Below are 20227 nucleotides of genomic sequence, written 5' to 3'. Positions count from 1 at the left end.
GATGCCAACGGTTCAGCCCTGCTGGGCGGACCGCTCGGCGCTGTCGAGGTAGTTGGGCGCCACGATGCGCAGACGTGCCATCTTGCGGTAGAAGGTGGCTCGCGACATGCCGAGCTGACGCGCCGTTTCGGTCACCTTCCAGTGATTGCGGCGCAATGCCTCGAGCATCTTCTGGCGCAGCTGCAGACACATTTCACTCAATGGCTCGCCGCTGTCGTCTTCGCAGGCGTCATACGCAATGGCTGCGACCACCGGCTGCTGCTCCGGCGGTGGCGGAAGGGCGACGCGCGCTGGCTTGTTGCCGGCGCGCAGCTCATGCGGGAAATGTTCGAGTCGCACCTGCGGACCTTCCGCAATGGCGCAGGCGTAGCGAACAGCGTGCCGCAGCTGGCGGATGTTGCCCGGCCAGCTGTAGGCCAGCAGCACGTCCATGGTCTGTGCCTCGATCGAAATGCCGATGCGTTCCATCGCGGTGCTTTCTTCCAGCATCACCTGTTCGATCAGCGCCTGCTTGTCCTCGCGCTCGCGCAGCGGCGGCAGCGTGAACGAGGCGCCGTTGAGGCGGTAGAACAGGTCTTCGCGGAAGCGCCCCTCGCGCACCAGTTCCGGCAGGTCCTGATGGGTCGCGCAGATCACATGCAGGCGCACCGGCGTCGGCTGTTCGGCGCCGAGCGGCACCACCTCGCCTTCGGCGAGCACGCGCAGCAGTCGGCTTTGCAGCGACAACGGCATGTCGCCGATTTCGTCGAGAAACAGGGTGCCGCCGTCGGACTGAAGGATCTTGCCCTTCGAGCCCTTGTTGCGGGCACCGGTGAAGGCGCCGTCGCGGTAGCCGAACAGTTCGCTCTCGATCAGGCTTTCCGGGATCGCGGCGCAGTTGAGCGCGACGAACGGCTGTTTGGCGCGGTCGCTGAAATCGTGGATGCCGCGCGCGAACGCCTCCTTGCCGGTGCCGGTCTCGCCCAGCAGCATGACCGGAATGTCGCGGTTGGCCACGCGCACCGCGCAGCCGACATTGGCCTTCACGCGCGGGTCGCCCAGCGCGAGGTGGCGGAATCCGCGTGGCGCCGTCAGGTCTTCCGCCTCGGCGACCGGCTTGGCGGCAATCTGCGGCAACGTGCGGGCGTGCGGCGCGCGCAGCACGGCAAACAGGCGCTGACCGGTGGCGAACATGCGCAGCGGAAACGGTGCGCCCGGGCTGGCATGCGCAGCAGCCATGATGCCGCTGGCGGTGCATTCGAACAGGTCGTGCAGGTATTCGGCGCGGCGCCCGTTGTGGTTGATCAGTTCGTGGCGGGCGCGCCGGTTGCCGCCGACGATGCGGCCGCTGTCGTCGAACGCGATCAGGTAGTCGGTTTCGACCGGCAGGAATTCGGCGATCGGGCCGAGCTGCAGTATCCAGTGGTTGCGCAGGCTGTAGTGGGCGTAGGCGTCCTCGATCAGGCGCGCCTTGTCGAGCACCATGCGGTAGATCAGCAGCTGGCTTTCGCGCTGTTCAGGCGAGTACAGCGCCGATGCATCGAGCACGGCGATCGGCTCGTCTTCAAGACCGACAATGGGCACCGAACTGCAGGTGAAGCTGATGTTGTGGGCACGGAAGTGTTCGCCGCGATGGACCAGCGTGGGCTGGCAGTCGATCAGGCTGGTGCCGACGCCACAGGTACCTTCGTGTTCTTCCGCCCAGCAGGTGCCGTTGCGAAAGCCTTCGTCCTTCAGTTCTCGCTCGAGGTGCGGCACGGTGCGGAAATCGACCGTCACGCCCTGGGCGTCGGTCAGCAGCACGCAGTAGTCGGCGAGCAGCACCTGATGGTGCAGTCGCTCGACGCCTTCGCGCGCGATGCGCATGAAGGTTTCGAGGCGGTCGCGATGTTCGCGCAGTTCGTAGGCGGTGACGACCTTTGGTGTCGTCGCCCGCCCGGGGTCTATCGAGTGCTTGTTCAGCGACCGGTGCCACGAGCGCGTCAGCCGGTCGTGCTCCGCATGAAGCGGAGCGGATCGGCTGGGTGCTTCGATGGCCTTGAGTACCCGGCCGACGTGTTCCGAGATTGTGTGTCCGCGGTCCATGTCCATCTCCTCACGAATATGTACAACTATCGAAACACCGCGTGCGACGGCGTCTGCCGCGGCGTTTCACTTTTGTGAATTGAGGGTAAGCCCTGAACCGCCTGAAATCAACGCGACGAATGTCTCCGAAAAGTGAGACAGGTGTCTCAATGACCCGTTGTCGCAGCCGGCGGCGATGCGACAGGTGGGTGGCCGCGTGTTGCGTCGACGCGGACCAGGTGCCGAAGAGCGCTTAAGAATCATCCGCTTGTCAGCGCCGGCGAGGCTGGCGGGATGGCGCTGGCACGGCCGATGCAATGACACAGGTAATCAACGCCTGGAGTCGCATCGCCGTGCTGTCCGTCCCGCCCCGTCCCGCCCTCGTCGGCATCATCGCGAATCCCGCATCGGGCCGGGACATCCGCCGCCTGACGTCGCGGGCGTCGGTGTTTCCGAACGCCGAGAAGGCCAGCATGATGGTGCGGGCGATCGCCGGGCTGGAAGCGGCCGGCGTGCGCGACGTGATGATCATGCCCGACACGGGCGGCATCTGCGGCCCGCTGTTCCGCGCGCTGTCGGTGACCACCGGTTCCCCGGTCACGGTGCAGCCGCGCTTCATCGACATGCCGGTGACCGGCTCGGCCGAAGATACGCTGCTGGCGACCGAGCTGATGTGTCAGGCGGGTGCCGGCGCCATCATCGTGCTCGGCGGCGACGGCACGCATCGCGCCGTGGCGGCGCGCTGCGGCCAGGTGCCGCTGCTGGCGCTGTCCACCGGCACCAACAACGCCTTTCCCGAAATGCGCGAAGCCACGGTCGCCGGACTGGCGGCCGGCCTGCTGGCCACCGGTGCCGTGCCGGCCGATGTCGGCGTGCGGCGCAACAAGCTGCTGCGCGTGCGCTGCGATGACCGCACGGACATCGCTCTGGTCGATGTGTGCGTCACGCGCCACAACTACGTCGGCTCGCGCGCCGTGTGGGACAGCGCGCTGCTGGAAGAACTGTTCGTCGCCTTCGCCGGGGCCGATGCGATCGGTCTGTCGGCGATCGCCGGCCAGCTCGAACCGGTCACCCGCAGCGCGCCGCACGGCCTGCATGTGCGCTGCGCCGACACGACGCTTACGCCGCAGCAGGTGATCGTGCCGATTGCCCCGGGACTGATCAGCGCGGTCGGCATCCGCGAGTACGGCCGCCTGTTGCCCGGGCAGCCGGTCGAGCTCGCGCCGCAGAGCGGCACCATCGCGCTCGATGGCGAGCGCGAGATCGAGTTCGATCCGTCGAACCGCATCAGCGTCCAACTCGACCTGCACGGCCCGCTGACCATCGATGTCGCCGCCGTACTCGAAAACGCGGCGCGCCGACGCGTGCTGCGCCACTACGCAGGGAGCCCGGCATGAGCCGCGTGCGCGCCCTGTCCCGTCTCTCCCCGGAGGTGCCGGCGCCAGCCGCCAGCGCCTTCGTGCCCGGTTCGTCCGGCCAACCGCCCGCAGCTGCCGGAGATCAGCGGGCTTGTCATTCCATCCACAACGAGGAGCACCCATGAGCAGTTCATTGACCAGGGAAGGCCTGCTGCAGGCTTACCGGACCATGCGCACGATCCGGGAATTCGAGGAACGTCTGCACGTCGATTTCGCCACTGGCGAAATCCCCGGCTTCGTCCACCTGTATGCCGGTGAGGAAGCGTCGGCGACCGGCATCTGCATGCACCTGAACCGCGACGACTACATCGCCAGTACCCACCGTGGCCACGGCCACTGCATCGCCAAGGGCGTCGATCCTGTCGGCATGATGGCCGAGATCTGGGGCAAGCGCACCGGCACCTGCAAGGGCAAGGGCGGCTCGATGCACATCGCTGATCTTGACGTCGGCATGCTGGGTGCCAATGGCATCGTCGGTGGCGGCGGCCCGCTGATCTGCGGTACCGCGCTGGCGTCCAAGCTGCGCGGCAGCAACAACGTCGGCGTGTGCTTCTTCGGTGATGGCGCGTCCAATCAGGGCACGATTTTCGAGGCCATGAATCTGGCAGCCGTGTGGAAGCTGCCGGTCATCTTCGTCGGCGAGAACAACGGCTATGCCGAAGCGACCGCCAGCAAATTCTCGGTCGCCTGCGAGAACATCGCAGACCGTGCCTCAGCCTTCGGAATGCCGGGCGTCATCGCCGACGGTTTCGATTTCTTCGCCGTGCATGAAGCGGCCGGCGAAGCGGTCAAGCGCGCCCGCGAAGGCGGCGGACCGACGCTGCTCGAAGTGAAGCTGTCGCGCTACTACGGCCACTTCGAAGGCGACCAGCAGACCTACCGCGCACCGGGCGAAGTGCAGAAGCTGCGCGAAACCAAGGACTGCCTGATGCAGTTCGCACGTCGCGTGACGTCTCGCGGCGAACTGTCGATGGCCGAGCTCGAAGCCATTGATGTCGAGGTGAAGACCCTGATCGAAGCATCGGTGGTGAAGGCCAAGGCAGATCCGCTGCCCTTGCCCGAAGACCTGATGGCAGACGTCTACGTCTCTTACTGAACCCACGCCACACGCTGACAGGAGAAATATCAGATGGCACGAAAGATCACTTACCAGCAAGCCATCAACGAGGCGCTGGATCAGGAAATGGCACGCGACCCGAGCGTCATCGTCATGGGCGAAGACGTGGCCGGCGGCGCCGGCGCACCGGGCGAGGAAGACTCGTGGGGCGGCGTGCTCGGCGTCACCAAGGGCTTGTATGCGAAGCACCCTGGGCGCGTGCTCGACACGCCGATCTCGGAATCCGGCTACATCGGTGCCGCGGTCGGCGCAGCCTGCAACGGCATGCGTCCGGTGGCAGAACTGATGTTCATCGATTTCATGGGCGTCTGCTTCGACCAGATATTCAACCAGGCTGCCAAGTTCCGCTACATGTTCGGCGGCAAGGCGAAGACGCCGGTGGTCATCCGCGCGATGTACGGTGCGGGCTTTCGCGCCGCCGCGCAGCACTCGCAGTGCCTGTACAACATCTTCACCCACATCCCCGGGCTGAAGGTGGTGCTGCCGTCGAATCCGTATGACGCGAAGGGCCTGCTGATCCAGTCCATCCGCGACAACGATCCGGTGATCTTCCTCGAGCACAAGGCCCTCTACACGATGGAAGGCGACGTACCGGAAGAAAGCTACATCGTGCCGTTCGGCGAAGCCGCCGTGGTGCAGGAAGGCGACGACGTGACCATCGTGGCCTTCGGCCGCATGGTGAATTACGCCAAGGATGCGGGTGCCAGCCTGCGCAAGAAGGGCGTCCAGTGCGAAATCATCGATCCCCGCACGACTTCGCCGATGGACTTCGACACCATTCTCGAAAGCGTCGAGCGTACCGGCCGTCTGGTCATCGTCGATGAATCGCATCCGCGCTGCAGCATGGCGTCCGACGTGTCGGGCTTCATCGCGCAGGAAGCATTCCGCGCGCTGAAGGCACCGATCCAGATGGTGACCGCACCGCACGTACCCGTGCCCTTCGCAGCGTCGCTCGAAGATCTTTACATTCCCAGTCCGGCGCGCATCGAAGAAGCCGTGATGCGCGTCAAGGAGTACCGCTGATGTCCTCGATTCTTACTGTCACCATGCCCAAGTGGGGCTTGTCCATGCAGGAGGGCAAGGTCAACCTGTGGCTGAAGGAAGTCGGTGACACGATCGCTCCGGGCGAGGAAATCGTCGAAGTCGAGAGCGAGAAGATTTCCGGCGCCGTCGAGGCGGCCGTCACCGGCGTGCTGCGCCGGCAGGTCGCCCAGCCGGACGAGGTGCTGCCGGTCGGCGCGTTGCTCGGCGTGATTGCCGACGCCGATGTGTCGGATGATCTGATCGATGATCTGATCGCCCGTTTCCAGGCGGAATTCGTGCCGCCGACCGACGACGAGGCCGACGCCGGACCGCAGACGCAGACGGTGCAGGTCAATGGCCGGCAGTTGCGCTATCTGAAGCGCGGCGAGGGCGGCACGCCGCTCCTGCTGATCCACGGCTTCGGTGGCGACCTGAACAACTGGCTGTTCAACCATGAAGCGCTGGCCGCTTCGCGTGCCGTCTATGCGATCGACCTGCCGGGTCACGGCGCCTCGACCAAGGTCACCGGCGCGGCGTCGCTCGACGATCTGGCCGATGCGGTGAGCGGGTTCATGGATGCTGTCGGCATCGCGTCCGCCGATGTCGTCGGCCATTCGATGGGTGGCGGCGTGTGTCTTGCACTGACCCGCCGCGCGCCGCAGAAGGTCAAGTCACTGACGCTGATCGCGAGTGCCGGTCTGGGCAGCGACATCAACGGTGCCTACATCGACGGCTTCGTCGCCGGCAACACGCGCAATGCACTCAAGCCGCTGCTGGCGCAGCTCTTTTCGGACGCCGGTCTGGTCACGCGTCAGCTGATCGACGACATGCTCAAGTACAAGCGGCTGGAAGGTGTGGACGAGGCGCTGGCCACGCTGGCCGGCGGGCTGTTCCCCGGCGGCCGGCAGTCTGCGCTGCTGGCCGATGTCGCGGCGGCAAGCGGCAAGCCGGTGCTGGTGATCTGGGGCGAGAACGACCGGATCATTCCGGTTGCGCATGCTTCGGCCATCCCGTCGGCCAAGGTGGTCGTGCTGCCGGCACAGGGTCACATGGTGCAGATGGAATCGGCCAGTGAAGTGAACAAGCTGATCGGCGAGTTCACGAGCTGAGTACGAACTGAGCCCGATCCGGGCTCAGGTTGAGCAGTCACACCGTCCGCCCTGTAAAGGTGATGGACAGGGCGGAGCATCCGTTGCGGGTGTTCCGCCTTGCTGCGGCATGCGCCGCAGCAACCCGATGAAGGACAAGAAATGAGTACAGCAGTCGTGGGGGAAGGACTGCGCGGACGCGACAAGCTGGCCCGCATTCCGGTCAAGGTTCGCGAAGACGTGGCGTCGCCGGCGAAACCTGCCTGGCTGCGCGGTCGCGATCAGGACACGCCGGCGGTGCGCGCACTGCAGGGCGTGCTGCGTGACCACGCACTGCATACGGTGTGCGAGGAAGCGGCCTGCCCGAACATCGGCGAGTGCTTCGGTCGCGGCACTGCGACCTTCATGATCCTCGGTGCCATCTGCACGCGCCGCTGCCCGTTCTGCGATGTGTCGCACGGCCGGCCGCTGCCGCCCGATGCCGACGAACCGCAGCGTCTGGCGCGCACGGTGGCGGCGATGAAGCTGCGCTATGTGGTCATCACCTCGGTCGATCGCGATGATCTGCGCGATGGCGGCGCGGCGCACTTTGCGCAGTGCATGGCCGACATCCGGGCGCTGAGTCCGGACATCACGATAGAGGTGCTCACCCCCGATTTCCGTGGCCGCGAGGCGGCCGCACTCGACGCGCTGGCGGTGTCGCCGCCGGACGTGTTCAACCACAACATGGAAACCGTGCCGCGCCTGTACCGCGAGGTCAGGCCCGGCGCGAACTACGAAGGCTCGTTGAAGCTGATCCGCGATTTCGGCGCGCGTTTCCCCGGTGTGCCGACCAAGACCGGCCTGATGCTCGGTCTTGGCGAAACCGAAGACGAAGTGGTCGAGGTGATGCGCGACCTGCGCGCGCACGGCTGCGACCTGCTGACGCTGGGCCAGTACCTGCGGCCGTCGCCGGCGCACCTGCCGGTGATCGAGTACATCACGCCGGCACGCTTCGACGCACTGCGCGAGAAGGCGCTCGAACTGGGTTTCAGCGAGGTGGCAGCCGGCCCGCTGGTGCGCTCGTCCTACCGCGCTGACGTACTGCATCAGGCGCACGTCGATCATGACTGACCCGCGCCCTTCGCTGGTCACCGTCAATGGACAGATCGAGCGGCTGGACGCCGTCATGTCGGTCGGCAGCCTGCTCGACGGCAAGGCCTTGCGCACACGCCGCATCGCGGTCGAGCGCAATGGCGAAATCGTACCGCGCAGTGCATTCGACTGCACCTGGCTCAATCACGGCGACCGCGTGGAAATCGTCGTCGCAGTGGGAGGAGGTTGACGTGAATCCACCATTGAGCCCCTGTCTGAGCGACTCGCTGGTCATCGGCGGCCAGACTTTCGAATCGCGCCTGCTGGTGGGCACCGGCAAGTATCGGGACCTGACGGAAACCGCGCGCGCGCTCGATGCCAGCGCCGCCGAAATCGTCACCGTGGCGATCCGCCGCGTGCCGCTGACGTCGCGCGACGGCGCGCCCGGCCTGCTCGACGCGCTGCCGGTCGGTCGCTACACACTGCTGCCCAATTCCGCCGGCTGCTACACCGCAGACGATGCGGTACGCACGCTGCGGCTCGCGCGCGAACTGCTCGACGGCCACGATCTGGTGAAGCTCGAAGTGCTGGGCGACGCGAAGACGCTGTTCCCCGACATGCCGGAAACGCTGCGCGCGGCCGAAGTGCTGATCCGCGACGGCTTTCGCGTGATGGTGTACTGCTCGGACGACCCGATACAGGCGCGCGTGCTCGAGAGCATGGGCTGCGTGGCGGTGATGCCGCTGGCCAGCCTGATCGGTTCGGGCATGGGCATCCTGAATCCGTGGAACCTCAAGATCATCATTGCCGAGGCCGGCGTGCCGGTCATCGTCGATGCCGGCATCGGCACCGCATCGGATGCGGCCGTGGCGATGGAACTCGGTTGTGACGGCGTGCTGATGAATACCGCCATCGCGCACGCACGCGATCCGGTGCTGATGGCCAGCGCCATGCGCCACGCCGTCGCTGCCGGCCGCCAGGCCTTTCTGGCCGGGCGCATGGACCCGGTGCCGTACCGCGCCGTGGCGTCGTCGCCGCAGGTCGGATTGATCACCCAGATGTAAGTACAGCAGGAAGCACCCACTACAAAAACAGGGAGGAATTCGGATGTCTTCAGCAGGAACACGCAAGGTTGCACTGGTCACCGGCGCATCACGCGGCATCGGTGCAGCAGTCGCCGGACGGCTCGCACGCGATGGCTTTCATGTCGTGGTTCACTACGGTCGCGGGGCGGACGAGGCGCGGGCGGTGTGCGAAGGCATACGGCAGGCGGGCGGCAGTGCGTCTGTCGTGCAGGCGGATCTGGCGGCGCGCGATGGCGCCGACCAGCTGCTCGCCGGCCTGGCCGAACAGCAGGTCGACGTGCTGGTGAACAACGCGGGCATCGCGCCGTTTGCATCGATCAGCGACATGGATGTCGACAGCTTCGACGAGCTGTCGGCGGTCAACATGCGGTCGGTGTTCTTCGTCACGCAGAAGGTGTTGACGCGCATGGGCAGCGGCGGTCGCATCATCAACCTGTCGTCCGTGGTGGCGCGCACAGCCTTCCCCGGCATGCCTGCCTATTCGGCCACCAAGGGTTTCGTCGATGTGCTGACGCTGCACCTTGCGGCCGAACTGGGTCCGCGCGGCATCACCGTGAATGCCGTGGCACCGGGCGTCATCGAAACCCGCCTCACCACCCGTCTGCTGGAGGGCGGTGGCGCAGAGGCCGTGCAGTCCATCCAGGCGCTGTCGGGCATCGCCGGGCCAGATCGCGTGGCCGGCATCGTCGCCTTCCTCGCCGGTGCGGACGGCGGGTGGACGACCGGTCAGGTGATCGACGTCAGCGGTGGCACCAAGCTCTGAGCGCTGTGGCTGGCGCCGGCTTACGCCACGCGCAGGTTCATCGCGATCCAGCCCAGCCATTCGTGCAGCGCGACCCATGATTGCGACAGCGCGCGCATGGTCGGCACCAGATCGCCCGCCGTCACGCCGCCTTCGCGACGGATCAGTGTGGGGGCGGCGAGCGGCGTCAGCCCGGCGCGACGGAAGTGTTCCATCGCGCGCCGCATGTGGAAGGCGTGCGTCACCAGCGCCACGCGGGTGATGCCGTCGCTGCCGAGCGCAGCAGCGGACAGTGCGGCGTTGTCGCCGGTATCGCGCGATGCCGACTCAATCCAGCGCACCGGTACGTTCTGTTCCTGCAGCGCGTCCGCCATCATGTCTGCTTCCGGTTTGCCCTGCCACACGACGCCACCGCTGACCAGCACCGGCAGGCCGGTCTGGCGCGCCAGCCGGGCGCCGGCGCGCAGACGTTCAAGGGCGAAGCCATTTACCGTCTGTCCGTCGTAATCCACCAGATTGTCGGTGCTGCCGGCGCCGAGGATGACGATGGCCTGGGCCTCCGACAGGTCGGCCACGGCATCGGTGGCATAGGTCGAACGCTCGAGCCAGCCCGATACCACCGGCGTGGCGAGCAGCCACAGCGCGATCAGACCGCTCCACGCCAGCGCTGCGCCGGTGCGCGGATGGCGCCGGCGCAGCAGCAGCCCACAGGTGCTGACGAGCAGCGGACTGACCGGCGGCAGCAGCACGGTGGACAGCAGCTTCTTCAGGGCGAACAGCAGCGAAGCCAGCATGGGCGCCTATCCGGGCAAAAAGACTTATTATCCGGGCCAATGCGCCTCATGGCGACGGGAAGACCACGGCGCCCCTCTTGCCCGGAACGGCGCCTCAACGGAGCGTGCTCTTGATCGATGTATCGGCTATCGGCTGGAAGGAAGCGGCGCTCGTTGCGCTGGTCATCCTCGCCACATACATGGGTTATGCACTGATGCGCCTGTCCACCCTGAACGCCCGTCGCGTGCAACCTGAGCCGGAACCGGTTGCCGACCCCGATCCGCCGACCATCGTGCCGACTGCGCCGGCGCTGCAACCGGAGCAGATCGAGGCGATGCTCGACACCCTGCTGGACCGCCGGCTGGCGCCGCTGATGCAGCAGATGGAAATCCGTCTTGATCAGGCCGAGTTGCGCATCGACGAACTCGGTCGCCGGGTGGAAACGGTCAATCAACTGCCGCCGGTGGCGCCGCAGTACAGCGAGGCGTTGTCGCTGGCGGCACGCGGCTTGAGTGCCGAAGACATTGCCGACCAATGCGAAATGTCGGTCGGCGAAGCTGAACTGGTGCGGACGCTGGCCAAAAGCCGCGGCATGGGCGGGGGAGACGAAACATGAGTGCGGCAGTGGCGCGGGCGCGTCTGGGTGTGAGAAGCGACGCCGAAGAACAGGCGGCGGAACAGCGCACTGCGCTGCTGCGCCGGGTGGTGGTGGCAGGCGGTCTGATCGCGCTGCTGATCGGTGGCCTGGCACTGTTCGACGTGAGTCGCAAGCCGGCCGAGCCCTTGCCGCCACCGATGGCCGGCGTGCAGCCCGAGCCGGCCGTCGCCGAAACCGAGCCGCCGGCCGAAGAAACTGCATTGCCACCGTTGCCAGCGGCCGATGAAGGCGCAAGCGATCCGGGTGCCTCCGACGACACCGCGGCACAGACAAGGAACGTCAATCTGCCGGATACCCCGCCGCCGCTGCCCGAAGGCACGGCACGTCCCGAAGCGCCCGCCGGAACCGCCGAAGCGGAGCCCGCTCCCACCGCTCCCGCACCGGCTACGCCCGGTCGCCTGGTGATCGGTGACGGTGAACCTCGCGCGCCCGCAGCCACGCAGCGGGCGCCGGCGCAGGCTGCAGCGCGCGCGCCAGCCGCCCAGCCGCTCACGCGCACGCCGCCGCCGGCGGCGGCCAGTCAGGGCGAAATCACCGGTTACCGGGTGCAGGTCGGCGTGTTCAGCAGTGTGGCCAACGCGGAAGACGTGCGCGCGAAACTGGCGCTCAAGGGCATTCCATCGCAGATCGAGGCGCGCGTGCACGTCGGCCCGTTCAAGACGCGCGCAGAAGCCGATCAGGCGCGCGCGAGGCTGCGCGCACTGGGCATGGACAGTGGCGCGCCGGCGCCCGTGCGGGCCACGTCCGGCCACCCGTGAAAACTGCCTCGCCGTGAATCCCGACAGACTCTAAAGCCCGTGTTCGGTCCGGACGTAATAACGATCCCGATCGACAAGAACATGCGAGGCTGCGATGGCGCTTCTGGGCTGGGTGAAAAGGACAGAGCTGGATGCACTGGCGGATGAAGGAAAGCGTCTGCGCCAGGAGGTCGGCACCTTGCGCGTGGATATCGAACGCCTTGAGAGCGAGCGGGCCGAACTGCAGCGAAGCAACGAGGACATCCGCGCTCAGTGCGGCTTCAACGCCGGGCTGCTGTCCAATCTGACGGCTTACGCCGGCTCCTTCCAGCGTTTCCGGACAACGCTTGCATCGCTGGCCGACATCGTCACCGGCGAAGCCGAGCGCGCCGCCGACACGGCAGCCCGCATATCGCAGACGGCCGAAGGCAGCCGGGTCATCGCAACTGGCCTGGAGGGCTATTCGGCGCGGCTGAAGGACACCGCACTGAGCGTCGACACGCTGCGCGAACGCGCCGAGCGGATCGGCGGCATCGTGGGTCTGATCCGAGAAATCGCCGACCAGACCAATCTGCTGGCGCTGAACGCCGCCATCGAAGCAGCGCGCGCCGGCGAACAGGGTCGCGGCTTCGCGGTCGTGGCCGACGAGGTGCGCAAGCTGGCCGAACGCACCGGTGCCGCCACGTCCGAAATCGTCGGGCTGGTCGATGGCATCCAGCACGACACCGCGCAGGCGACCGAGCGCATGCAGGCCAATTCGGCCGACGCCGACGCGTATTCGGCCCAGGGGCTGTCGGCAAGTTCTCAGCTGGATGCACTCAGCAGCCAGGCCGGAGCCAATGGCGCGCACATGGCCGCAACCTCGCTGCGCACCTTTGCCGAACTGGCAAAGGTCGATCATCTGGCCTACAAGATGGATGTGTATCAGGCCGCTTCCGGCCAGTCGGGCCTCACGCCCGACAGTTTTGCCAGCCATGTCCAGTGCCGGCTGGGCAAGTGGTACTACGAGGGCGAGGGCCGTCGTTGCCACAGCCACCTGGACGGGTTCCGCGAACTCGAAGGGCCGCACGAGGCGTTCCACCGCGTCGGCATCGAGGCGCTCGAACATGCCCGGGCCGGGCGTTTCGATGCCGCGCTGAGCGGCATCGCCCGCATGGAAAGCCTGAGCGTCGACGTGATCAGCCAGCTCGACCGCATGAGCGAATCGATCGATCACCGGCATCCGCACTGAGCGTTTTGCCTGACGGGCACGCAGCGCCGCGCCGTGTGCCCGTGAATCCGCGATAATCCGGCGTCGTCCGGCGCGCGACCATCAGGTCGCCGCGCCGCATTCCCCCTGCTGACTTCCGGAGATACGCATGTCGCGCACCATCGTTTCCACCCCTGACGCACCGGCCGCCATCGGCACCTATTCGCAGGCCGTGAAGGTCGGCAACACCGTCTATCTGTCGGGCCAGATCGGTCTCGACCCTGTCAAGATGGACATGGTCGACGGCATCGACGCCCAGATCGCCCGCGTGTTCGACAATCTGAAGGCGGTCGCAGAGGCGGCCGGCGGATCGCTCGACGACGCGGTCAAGCTCAATGTCTACCTCACCGATCTCGGCAATTTCGTCAAGGTGAATGAAGCCATGGCGCGCTATCTGAAGCAGCCCTATCCGGCGCGCGCCGCGGTCGGCGTGTCGGCGCTGCCGCGCGGTGCGATGGTCGAGATCGACGGCGTGCTGGTGATCGACTGACCCGGCCCCGGTTGTTGTCGGCCGCGCGGTGAGTCCCCGGAGCGAAGCGCTCGCCGCGGCGCTGGACAAGCTCGGCCTCGGCGCGGACGCCGCGCTGGTGCTGCACTTTCCGCTGCGCTACGAAGACGAAACCCGCCTGACGCCGCTGGCGCAGGCGCGCGCCGGCGCGCCGGTACAGGTTGAGGTCGAGGTGAGCGCAAGCGAGGTGAAGTTCAAACCGCGCCGCCAGCTCATCGTCAGTGCCTTCGATGACAGCGGCACCGTGACGCTGCGCTTCTTCAATTTCTATCCGTCGCAGCAGAAGCAGCTCGCCGTAGGGCGCAGGGTGCGCCTGTTCGGCGACATCAACCCCGGTTTCTTCGGCGCCGAAATGCTGCACCCCCGCGTGCGCAGCGTGGGTGAGGACACGCCGCTGCCCGACCGCCTGACGCCGGTCTATCCGACCACGGCCGGCCTGTCGCAGGCCAGCCTGCGACGCGCCATCGATGATGCGCTGGCACGCGTCAGCCTTGACGACAGCCTGCCGGACGCCCTGCGCCGGCACTATGGATTGATGCCGTTCGCCGACGCGGTGGACGCGCTGCACCGGCCGCGACCGGGCGAATCGCTGCGCGACATGGATGAGCGGCTCGCACCCGCCTGGCGGCGCATCAAGTTCGACGAACTGCTGGCGCAGCAGATCAGCCTGAAGCGCGCGCACGACGCACGGCGCAGCCGCGACGCACCGTCACTGGCCGGCAAGGGTGCGCTGATCAAGCGCTTCATGGCCGCGCTGCCGTTCCGCCTGACCGGTGCGCAGGCACGCGCCTGGAAGGAGATTTCCGCCGATCTGGCGCAGCCCTTTCCGATGCAGCGGCTGCTGCAGGGCGATGTCGGCTCGGGCAAGACGGTGGTGGCGGCGCTGGCCTGCCTGCGCGCCGTCGAAGCCGGCTATCAGGCGGCCTTCATGGCGCCGACCGAAATCCTCGCCGAACAGCACTACCGTAAGCTGGCCGGCTGGCTGGAGCCACTCGGTATCCGCGTGGCCTGGCTGTCGGGCAGCCTGAAGGTGCGCGACAAGCGCGCGATGAAGGCGCTGATCGCCAGCGGCGAGGCGCCGGTGGCGGTCGGCACGCATGCGCTGATCGAGGACGCGGTCGACTTCGCCCGCCTCGGTGCGGCGGTGGTCGACGAACAGCACCGTTTCGGCGTGCGCCAGCGCCTGGCGCTGCGCGCCAAGGCCGGCGGCATCAGCCCGCACCAGCTGATGATGAGCGCCACACCCATCCCGCGCACGCTGGCCATGAGCTACTACGCTGACCTCGATGTATCGGTCATCGACGAGTTGCCGCCGGGCCGCACGCCGGTGCTGACCAAGCTCATATCGGCGGCGCGGCGCGAACAGGTGATCGCCCGCGTGCGCGACGCCTGCGCGGTCGGTGCCCAGGCCTACTGGGTATGTCCGCTGATCGAAGAGTCGGAAACCCTGCAGCTGCAGACCGCGATCGACACCCATGAACAGCTGGTTGCCGCGTGCGCCGATCTGAAGGTGGGCCTGGTGCATGGCCGCATGAAGCCGGACGAGAAGGCGGCGGTGATGGCCGCCTTCGTCGCCGGCGACATCGACCTGCTGGTGGCGACGACGGTGATCGAGGTCGGCGTCGACGTGCCCAATGCCAGCCTGATGGTGATCGAGCACGCGGAGCGCTTCGGCCTGTCGCAACTGCACCAGTTGCGCGGCCGGGTCGGGCGCGGCAGCCGCGAATCGGCCTGCGTGCTGCTGTACGAAGGTCCGCTTTCGCAGACCGCGCGCGAGCGGCTGCGCGTCATCCATGCCTACACCGACGGCTTCATGATCGCCGCCGAAGACCTGAAGCTGCGCGGACCGGGCGAATTCATCGGCAGCCGCCAGTCCGGCCAGCCGTTGCTGCGCTTCGCCGACCTGCTGCTCGACGAGGCGCTGGTCGAGCTGGCGCGCGAAGCTGCAGCGACCTTGCTGCGCGACGACGTCGCAGCGGCCGAACGCCATCTGGCGCGCTGGCTGGCCGGGCGCGAGGATCTGCTCAAGGCCTGAGGTGCCTATCCGTTAAGGAAAGGATGTGGCGCTCAGTCTGCGAGCGCCTGATCCTTTGGAGCAGAAATGGATATCGCACTTGATCGCAGCGGCAGCGTCGCTGCGCTGGCAACCCTGCTGGAAGATGTGGCGGCACGCCCGGGTGTGGGTGGTCTGCTGGTGCTGGCGTGCGACGGCAACGGCTTCACGGCAGAACAGCTTGATCCCTTGCTGCGTGCAGCCGCGCGGCCGGTGTTCGGTGGCACTTTTCCGCAGATCATCCACGGTCGCGAGCACCTGGAGCGCGGCACCCTGGTGGTGGGTCTGCCGGTGGCACCGCGCCTCTGCATCATCGAGAACCTGAGTGACCCCGGCACCGACATCGATGCCGCGCTTGCTGGACTGGACTCGCCCGGGAGCACATTGTTCGTGTTCGTCGACGGTTTCAGCAGGCGGATCGGCGCCACCATTACCGCCTTGTTCGAGAACTTCGGCCTGCTGCCCAACTACATCGGTGGCGGTGCCGGCTCGCTGAGTCTCGTGCAGAAGCCTTGCCTGATCACGCCGCGCGGGCTGCTGCAGGACGCCGTCGTGCTGGCCGGCACCGATCTGCGCAGCGGCATCGGTGTGGCGCACGGCTGGCAGGTGGTGTCCGACGCACTCAAGGTGACCGCCTCCGACCGCAACACCATACTCACGCTGAATGGTCGTCCGGCTTTCGACGTCTATCGGGAACATGTCGAGCCGCTGGCAGGCGCCACGCTGGATGCCGCCGGGTTCTTCGACATTGCGAAGGGCTTCCCCTTCGGCATACGCCGGCTGGACAGCGAGGTGGTCGTCCGCGACCCGCTGATGGTGGGCGAGAGGGGCGCGCTGGTGTGTGTCGGCGAGGTGCCGGAAGGCGCCTTCGTACATGTGCTGCGTGGTGCGCCGGAAAACCTGCTCGCTGCCGCCGCCCAGACGGTGCGCAAGGCGGCCGATGCTTTTGACGGCGAGCCGCCTGTGCGCGCGACGCGCATGTTCATCGACTGCATATCCCGCGTGCTCTACCTCGGCGAAGACTTCGGGCGCGAACTGGATGCGGTGGACCGCGGCGAGCCGCTGTTCGGCGCCCTGACGCTGGGCGAAATCGCGAACAGCGGACGCGAGTTTCTCGAGTTCTACAACAAGACGTCCGTCATGGCCCTGATCGAGGGCTGATGCGCGCAATGACATGAAGCTCGCTCTCGAGACCGAAATCCTGTTTCGCATTTCGCTGTCCATCGGCGACAGTACGCAGCTGGAGCCGATGACGCGACGCGTGCTGTCGGAGACGTTGCGTCTGCTCAACGCCAGCGGTGCTGCCGTGTATATGCGCAGCGGCGATGCGCTCGAACCGGTCTGCATTCTGCCGCGTACGCTCGAGCGCAGTGCGCGCTTTCCGCCGCTGCGGGCGTGCTGGCCCTCGCCGGCCGATGTGGCCGCTCAGGGATGGATGAATGTGGCACTGGATGGCGTCGTCCACCACCTGGTCGATCTGCCTGAGTTCGGATTGCTGGTGATCGAGCGTAGCGGCCCGGTGCTGCAAAGCAGCTTCCTCGACAGCTTTCTTGCCCTGGCCCGCAAACTGGCCAATGCCTGTCGCGCATGCCTCAGCGACGAGGCGCTCGAGCGCGAGAAGCAGCGGCTCGAAATGGCCACGTCAGCGGCCTCGTTGGGCGTATGGAGCTGGACGCCAGCGACCGGCGCGCTTGATTGGGACACACTCATGTGCGCCATGCACGGTGTCGAGCCGACGGTGTTCGGGCAGCGGCTCGACGCCTGGCTTGATCGCCTGCTGCCGATCGATGTGGGGCGCCTGCGAAGCGGGCTGGACACGGCATTGGCGGGAAAGAAACCCCTCGATGAAGACCTGCGCGTGCAACAGCCTGACGGCAGTGTGAGGGTCGTACGCGTGCTCGGACGTGCAACCGCGCACCAGATCGCAGGAGTGGCACTCGACGTCACCACCCGACGGGAAACGAATGATGCCCTGCGCCGGGCACGCGACGCCGCCGAGGCGGCCAGCCGCGCCAAGAGTGAATTTCTGGCCAACATGAGCCATGAAATCCGTACCCCGATGAATGGTGTGCTCGGCATGCTCGACCTTGCGCAGGACGCGGCAAGCGAGACGGAGTTGCGCGAGTACGTCGCGGTGGCGCGCAGTTCCGCGGAGTCGCTGCTGGCCATCATCAACGACATACTGGACTTTTCCAAGATCGAAGCGGGGAAGGTCGAGATCGAATCCGTACCGTATGACCTGGGCGACCTGCTGGGTGAAGTGGTGCGCATGATGGCCGCGCAGGCAGGTCAGAAATCCCTGCCGTTCAAGCTCGAGTGCGATCCCGGGCTGCCTCGGCTGCTCTGCGGCGACCCGTTGCGCGTGCGTCAGGTGCTGATCAATCTGGTCAGCAACGCCATCAAGTTCACCTCACAAGGCAGCGTCACGATCCGGGCTGGCGTGCGCGTCGAATCCGCTGCACAGGAGCGGCTGTCCATCTCGGTGATCGATACCGGCATCGGTATTGCGCCGGACAAGCAGGGTCACGTATTCGAAGCGTTTGCACAGCAGGACAGTTCGACCACGCGAAGTTATGGCGGCACCGGTCTGGGTCTGTCGATTTCCAGCCGCCTCGCCTCGCTGATGAGCGGCCACATCGCCCTCAGCAGTACACCCGGAAAGGGCAGCGTGTTCTGCCTCGACCTTCCGCTCGTGCGCGGCAACGCGGTGCCGGTCGAATCGACTGCTGCCGCAGCGGAACGGCCGGTTATCGCATTCAGCATCCTGCTGGTGGAAGACCATCCGGTGAATCAGAAAGTGGCCGAAGCGGTGCTGACGCGCAGCGGTCACCGGGTCACGCTGGCGGAGAACGGCATGCAGGCGCTGGAGATGATGGTCGATGGTGGATTCGACCTGGTGCTGATGGACATGCAGATGCCGGTGATGGGCGGCGTCGAGGCGACGCGGCTCATTCGTGAAATGGAGTGCGAACTCCGGCGCCCGCCAGTCCCCATTTTCGCGATGACCGCAAACGCGCTGGAAGGCGACCGCATGGCCTGCCTCGAAGCCGGCATGAATGATTTTCTGACCAAACCGCTGCTGCCGCGCGTGCTGCGCGAGAAGATCGCGGCGCTGGCAGAAGGCATGCCCGGATGAAGGTGCGTGTTGCCGCGCGCAGGGACTGCACATGCCGGACGAAAAAGAGGGGGCCGAAGCCCCCTCCCGTTGCTGCGGTGCTGGCGAAGGATCAGCCGACGCGGCGACGCGCCATCAGACCCATCAGGCCGAGGCCGGCGAGGAACATGACATAGGTTTCCGGCTCCGGCACGGCCGTGATCTGCAGCAGCGTGTCGTTGCCGCTCGCCGGGTGCTGGATGTTGACGTAGGCAACATTCGGGTTGAACTTGTCGAAGTACAGGCCAGTCGGCTCTGCACCCACGGTCGACATCGACGCCCAGCGGCTGATGGACTCCGCCACGCCATCTCGGTCGGCATCATTCGCAAACCAGATGTCCGCGCGACCGCCCGGCTGGTCTTCGCTGATGTAGATGTTGCCGTTGGCATCGATCGCCACATTGTCCGGACTGGTGAATTCGCTGCCGACGGCGGCACCGGTGACCGAATTGAAGGTCGCGCGGCTGACGAACAGCTTCATTTCGTTGGTGGCGAGATTCAGCGAATACACCTCGTTGGTGGTCGTGGTGGCGATGTACAGCAGTTCATCGCCATTCGCCAACGTCTGCAGTTCGATGTCTTCCGGACGCTGGTAGTTGGTGCCGCCGACCATGTCGGCCGCGGCACGGCCGTCCATCGAGAAGCTGCCGCCGCCCATGTTCAGCATCGCGCCAGCGGTGGTGGCCAGCGGAGTACCGGTGCCGGTCGTGATGGCTTCCCAGGTCGAAGCGCCGACGGCATTCGAATTGCTGCCGCCGTTGGTCTTCAGAACGAAGGTCTGACCCTTGTCGAAGTAGCTGTTGCCGATGGTGGCAGCCGGTGCGGCCGATACGTACTTGTAGATCGAACCGCCGTTGAATTCGTCGATGAAATAGAAGCTGTTGTTCTTGTCGAATGCACCACCTTCGTGCGACACGCGCGGCACCACGTTGCGATGCACGAAATCGGCAGTGTTGGTGTCGGCAAGCGGGTTGGTCACTTCAAACAGGCGACCCTTGGTGCTGTTCGTGCCCCACGACTCTTCAGCCGTCATGTAGGTGCCCCACGGGGTCCAGCGCGAGAAGTCACCGGACACGAAGCCCTGCGTACCCGACGCCACGATGGTCTTGGTGACGCCGGTCCACAGGTCGGTGCGCTGCACGCCGCCCGCGCCCGTTTCGAACGGTGCGTAGAGGTAACGGCCGGCATCGGTGCCGGTTTCGTTGGCGGTGATCATGTCCCAGTTGCCGCTGTTCGATTCGCCGAGACCGAGCTGGGTGTTGCGATCGGCCAGAACCTTCTGCGAGAAGAACGGCGACGACAGTTGCAGCGGTGCGCTTTCCGGCAGCGAGCCGGCGGCGACATTGCCCGGCAGCGCAGCAAAATTGTCGAAGTAGGTGTTGTCGGCCGCGGAAACCTGGTGGGCGGAAGCGCCCATCAGGCCAATGGCGGCAGCTATGGCGAGTTTGCGGAACTGCATTATTGGACTCCCTGATTGAATGCCTTGCGAACGACAAGGTGAAAG

18 protein-coding genes and 1 pseudogene are annotated in these 20227 nt (G+C 66.4%); 16 read left to right on the top strand and 3 right to left on the bottom strand.

Features of this window, described 5'->3' with window-relative positions:
* Positions 1–12 precede the first annotated feature (12 nt).
* Positions 13–2064 (bottom strand): sigma-54-dependent Fis family transcriptional regulator, encoded by a 2052-nt coding sequence (locus tag BSY238_RS06585; protein ID WP_069040509.1) that lies wholly within the window; start codon positions 2062–2064, stop codon positions 13–15.
* 296 nt (positions 2065–2360) lie between these two features.
* On the opposite strand from BSY238_RS06585, the gene BSY238_RS06580 reads away from it, so the two are divergent.
* The 8 genes from BSY238_RS06580 (at position 2361) to BSY238_RS06545 (ending at position 9611) form a co-directional block, all read left to right on the top strand.
* On the top strand, positions 2361–3440 hold the full coding sequence (locus tag BSY238_RS06580; RefSeq protein ID WP_083223944.1) for an ATP-NAD kinase family protein: 1080 nt from the start codon (positions 2361–2363) through the stop codon (positions 3438–3440).
* A gap of 142 nt (positions 3441–3582) precedes the next feature.
* Positions 3583–4557, top strand: coding sequence for a thiamine pyrophosphate-dependent dehydrogenase E1 component subunit alpha (locus BSY238_RS06575; protein ID WP_069038433.1), 975 nt, complete (start codon positions 3583–3585; stop codon positions 4555–4557).
* Between the two features lie 33 nt (positions 4558–4590).
* Positions 4591–5601: an alpha-ketoacid dehydrogenase subunit beta gene (locus BSY238_RS06570; protein ID WP_069038432.1), complete on the top strand. Its 1011-nt coding sequence runs from the start codon at positions 4591–4593 to the stop codon at positions 5599–5601.
* Positions 5601–6710 carry an acetoin dehydrogenase dihydrolipoyllysine-residue acetyltransferase subunit gene (locus BSY238_RS06565; RefSeq protein ID WP_069038431.1) on the top strand — a complete coding sequence of 370 codons (1110 nt, stop codon included), beginning with the start codon at positions 5601–5603 and terminating at the stop codon, positions 6708–6710. Before BSY238_RS06570 ends, BSY238_RS06565 begins: the two co-directional genes overlap by 1 nt.
* Before the next feature lie 141 nt (positions 6711–6851).
* Complete coding sequence (gene lipA / locus BSY238_RS06560; RefSeq protein ID WP_069040507.1) at positions 6852–7802, top strand: lipoyl synthase; 951 nt, start codon at positions 6852–6854, stop codon at positions 7800–7802.
* On the top strand, positions 7795–8013 hold the full coding sequence (gene thiS, locus BSY238_RS06555; RefSeq protein ID WP_069038430.1) for a sulfur carrier protein ThiS: 219 nt from the start codon (positions 7795–7797) through the stop codon (positions 8011–8013). The genes lipA and thiS overlap by 8 nt, the downstream gene beginning before the upstream one ends.
* A 1-nt stretch (position 8014) precedes the next feature.
* Positions 8015–8827: a thiazole synthase gene (locus BSY238_RS06550; RefSeq protein ID WP_269465914.1), complete on the top strand. Its 813-nt coding sequence runs from the start codon at positions 8015–8017 to the stop codon at positions 8825–8827.
* Positions 8828–8870: 43 nt separating this feature from the next.
* Positions 8871–9611 carry an SDR family NAD(P)-dependent oxidoreductase gene (locus BSY238_RS06545; RefSeq protein ID WP_069038429.1) on the top strand — a complete coding sequence of 247 codons (741 nt, stop codon included), beginning with the start codon at positions 8871–8873 and terminating at the stop codon, positions 9609–9611.
* Between the two features lie 20 nt (positions 9612–9631).
* Here the strand turns inward: BSY238_RS06545 and BSY238_RS06540 are convergent, their stop codons facing one another.
* Entirely contained in the window at positions 9632–10384 is a 753-nt protein-coding gene (locus tag BSY238_RS06540; RefSeq protein ID WP_069038428.1) for a YdcF family protein, read from the bottom strand.
* A 110-nt stretch (positions 10385–10494) separates the two neighbouring features.
* On the opposite strand from BSY238_RS06540, the gene BSY238_RS06535 reads away from it, so the two are divergent.
* The 8 genes and pseudogenes from BSY238_RS06535 to BSY238_RS06505 all read left to right on the top strand — a co-directional run bounded on the left by BSY238_RS06535 (position 10495) and on the right by BSY238_RS06505 (position 18705).
* On the top strand, positions 10495–10980 hold the full coding sequence (locus tag BSY238_RS06535; protein ID WP_069038427.1) for a DUF2802 domain-containing protein: 486 nt from the start codon (positions 10495–10497) through the stop codon (positions 10978–10980).
* The gene (locus tag BSY238_RS06530) at positions 10977–11780 is read left to right on the top strand and encodes an SPOR domain-containing protein (protein ID WP_069038426.1); all 804 of its coding nucleotides are present in this window, start codon (positions 10977–10979) and stop codon (positions 11778–11780) included. Before BSY238_RS06535 ends, BSY238_RS06530 begins: the two co-directional genes overlap by 4 nt.
* Positions 11781–12276: 496 nt before the next feature.
* Positions 12277–12531, top strand: a pseudogene (locus BSY238_RS18725) (methyl-accepting chemotaxis protein); the annotation flags it as partial.
* Positions 12505–12990, top strand: coding sequence for a CZB domain-containing protein (locus BSY238_RS18720; RefSeq protein WP_335625447.1), 486 nt, complete (start codon positions 12505–12507; stop codon positions 12988–12990). The pseudogene BSY238_RS18725 and the gene BSY238_RS18720, both read left to right, overlap by 27 nt.
* A gap of 127 nt (positions 12991–13117) precedes the next feature.
* Entirely contained in the window at positions 13118–13498 is a 381-nt protein-coding gene (locus BSY238_RS06520) for a RidA family protein (RefSeq protein WP_069038424.1), read from the top strand.
* Between the two features lie 28 nt (positions 13499–13526).
* Positions 13527–15551, top strand: a complete 2025-nt coding sequence (gene recG, locus BSY238_RS06515) for an ATP-dependent DNA helicase RecG (protein WP_069038423.1) — start codon at positions 13527–13529, stop codon at positions 15549–15551.
* Positions 15552–15617: 66 nt separating this feature from the next.
* Positions 15618–16730, top strand: coding sequence for an FIST signal transduction protein (locus BSY238_RS06510; RefSeq protein WP_069038422.1), 1113 nt, complete (start codon positions 15618–15620; stop codon positions 16728–16730).
* 13 nt (positions 16731–16743) lie between these two features.
* Positions 16744–18705, top strand: coding sequence for a hybrid sensor histidine kinase/response regulator (locus BSY238_RS06505; RefSeq protein ID WP_069038421.1), 1962 nt, complete (start codon positions 16744–16746; stop codon positions 18703–18705).
* Positions 18706–18796: 91 nt separating this feature from the next.
* On the opposite strand, the gene BSY238_RS06500 is transcribed toward BSY238_RS06505, so the two are convergent.
* Entirely contained in the window at positions 18797–20182 is a 1386-nt protein-coding gene (locus BSY238_RS06500; RefSeq protein ID WP_069038420.1) for an alkaline phosphatase PhoX, read from the bottom strand.
* Positions 20183–20227: the final 45 nt, after the last annotated feature.

This window comes from Methyloversatilis sp. RAC08, from assembly GCF_001713355.1.
Classification (GTDB): domain Bacteria; phylum Pseudomonadota; class Gammaproteobacteria; order Burkholderiales; family Rhodocyclaceae; genus Methyloversatilis.
Note: the sequence above shows the minus strand (reverse complement) of the source record. Positions and strands in the feature narration are given on the sequence as shown.

Excerpts from the sequence above, each read along its gene's own strand:
- BSY238_RS06585 (WP_069040509.1), bottom strand. The coding sequence starts at position 2,064 with ATGGACCGCGGACACACAATCTCGGAACACGTCGGCCGGGTACTCAAG.
- BSY238_RS06580 (WP_083223944.1), top strand. The coding sequence starts at position 2,361 with ATGACACAGGTAATCAACGCCTGGAGTCGCATCGCCGTGCTGTCCGTC.
- BSY238_RS06575 (WP_069038433.1), top strand. The coding sequence starts at position 3,583 with ATGAGCAGTTCATTGACCAGGGAAGGCCTGCTGCAGGCTTACCGGACC.
- BSY238_RS06570 (WP_069038432.1), top strand. The coding sequence starts at position 4,591 with ATGGCACGAAAGATCACTTACCAGCAAGCCATCAACGAGGCGCTGGAT.
- BSY238_RS06565 (WP_069038431.1), top strand. The coding sequence starts at position 5,601 with ATGTCCTCGATTCTTACTGTCACCATGCCCAAGTGGGGCTTGTCCATG.
- lipA (WP_069040507.1), top strand. The coding sequence starts at position 6,852 with ATGAGTACAGCAGTCGTGGGGGAAGGACTGCGCGGACGCGACAAGCTG.
- thiS (WP_069038430.1), top strand. The coding sequence starts at position 7,795 with ATGACTGACCCGCGCCCTTCGCTGGTCACCGTCAATGGACAGATCGAG.
- BSY238_RS06545 (WP_069038429.1), top strand. The coding sequence starts at position 8,871 with ATGTCTTCAGCAGGAACACGCAAGGTTGCACTGGTCACCGGCGCATCA.
- BSY238_RS06540 (WP_069038428.1), bottom strand. The coding sequence starts at position 10,384 with ATGCTGGCTTCGCTGCTGTTCGCCCTGAAGAAGCTGCTGTCCACCGTG.
- BSY238_RS06530 (WP_069038426.1), top strand. The coding sequence starts at position 10,977 with ATGAGTGCGGCAGTGGCGCGGGCGCGTCTGGGTGTGAGAAGCGACGCC.
- BSY238_RS18720 (WP_335625447.1), top strand. The coding sequence starts at position 12,505 with ATGCAGGCCAATTCGGCCGACGCCGACGCGTATTCGGCCCAGGGGCTG.
- BSY238_RS06520 (WP_069038424.1), top strand. The coding sequence starts at position 13,118 with ATGTCGCGCACCATCGTTTCCACCCCTGACGCACCGGCCGCCATCGGC.
- BSY238_RS06510 (WP_069038422.1), top strand. The coding sequence starts at position 15,618 with ATGGATATCGCACTTGATCGCAGCGGCAGCGTCGCTGCGCTGGCAACC.
- BSY238_RS06505 (WP_069038421.1), top strand. The coding sequence starts at position 16,744 with ATGAAGCTCGCTCTCGAGACCGAAATCCTGTTTCGCATTTCGCTGTCC.
- BSY238_RS06500 (WP_069038420.1), bottom strand. The coding sequence starts at position 20,182 with ATGCAGTTCCGCAAACTCGCCATAGCTGCCGCCATTGGCCTGATGGGC.